This is a genomic window from Streptomyces sp. GC420, from assembly GCF_009916105.1.
In the GTDB taxonomy this organism is placed as follows: domain Bacteria; phylum Actinomycetota; class Actinomycetes; order Streptomycetales; family Streptomycetaceae; genus Streptomyces.
The window spans coordinates 1-898 of the sequence record NZ_JAAAXQ010000792.1 but is presented as its reverse complement, the minus strand read 5'-3'; the positions used below and the strand labels follow the sequence as shown (position 1 = coordinate 898).

At 73.6% G+C, this 898-nt stretch carries 1 protein-coding gene; it reads right to left on the bottom strand.

Annotation, left to right across the window (positions count from 1 at the left end; genetic code table 11):
* Positions 1-775 (bottom strand): hypothetical protein (locus GUY61_RS38650; protein WP_208107001.1); only part of this gene is annotated, 775 nt, incomplete at its 3' end.
* Positions 776-898 lie beyond the last annotated feature (123 nt).

The following is an 898-nucleotide window of genomic DNA, read 5'->3' as shown; positions in this document are numbered from 1 at the left end:
GCAGGGGGGTCTCGCGCAGGCGGAAGGCGAGGATCCCTGCCGGACGGGCACGGAAACGGTCCGGGAGGCCCGCGGTGAGCAACTCGGTGACCAGGCGTGGTTCGACGCCTGCCGCGAGCCACTGGGCGACGGCCGGTGCGAGGCGGGCGGCCTCCCGCGCGGAGAGGACCAGACGCGGATCGACCCGGCGCAGGGCGGCGAGCACGGCGACGGCCCGCGGATCGGCGTCGGTGAGCGGGCTCGGAGTTTCCGCCTCCGCCTCCGCGTCGGCCTGCGCGGGCGCGTGCACGGTTTCCAGCACTGCCGTGACTGAGGGTGTCGCCTTCGCGGCGGCGGCCTGCTCGTGGGGTCGGCGCGGCTTCGGAGGCTCGGAGGGCCCGTCCGGCTCCGGATCGGGGTCCGGTTCCGGGTCCGGTTCCGGGTCCCCGCCGGGCACGGCGTGGAAGTACGTCCGGGTGCGGATCTGCCCGGTGGACAGTCGCTCGCGGCGGCGCTCCAGGTAACCGGCCGCTTCGAGCTCCCTCAGCGCCCGCGAGATCAGGATCTCGCCCTCGGTGAAGTGCTCGCACAGCGCGGCGATGCTCACGGGGGAGCCGTCGGGCAGGGAGAGGATGTACGCCGCGACGCCGACGGTGACCGCGCTGCCGTGCCGCTGGGCGAGGGCGTTGGAGATCACGGTGAAGTCGGCCGTGAGGCGGGTGCGTACGTGGATCACGCCGGAGGTCGGAGCTCCGGCCTTGGCGCGCAGGCGCGCGTTAGACTTCGGGTCAGCCATCGGGAAGGGTTGCTGCTTCCTGATCGGTCAGGCCCTCGTTCGGGATTGCCGTCCCGGCCGGGGGCCGTATCTGTTTGCGGTTGTCGCGGCGAACGTAACCGCCCGTGACCCGCCCCTGCAAGC